At 52.0% G+C, this 394-nt stretch carries 1 rRNA gene; it reads right to left on the reverse strand.

What is annotated here, in order from left to right:
- A 23S ribosomal RNA gene (locus BN3456_RS00110) occupies positions 1-394 on the reverse strand; the annotation flags it as partial.

A 394-nucleotide genomic window follows, 5' to 3' on the forward strand; every position in this document is an offset into this window, starting at 1 on the left:
TATGAGGCTAGCCCTAAAGCTATTTCGAGGAGAACCAGCTATCTCCGGGCTCCATTGGAATTTCTCCCCTATCCACACCTCATCCCCACCCTTTTCAACGGATGTGGGTTCGGTCCTCCATTGCCTTTTACGGCAACTTCAACCTGGACATGGATAGATCACCCGGTTTCGGGTCTACTCCGACTGACTTGTGCTCGCCCTATTCAGACTTGGTTTCCCTTCGGCTCCGGGCCTTTAAAGCCCTTAACCTTGCCAGCCGGCGTAACTCGCCGGACCGTTCTACAAAAAGTACGCGGTCGCACTTACAAAAGTGCTTCCACAGCTTGTAAACATATGGTTTCAGGTTCTCTTTCACTCCCCTCCCGGGGTCCTTTTCACCTTTCCTTCACAGTAC

The sequence above is a fragment of the Clostridium sp. C105KSO13 genome (genome assembly GCF_001517425.1).
Classification (GTDB): domain Bacteria; phylum Bacillota; class Clostridia; order Lachnospirales; family Lachnospiraceae; genus Muricomes.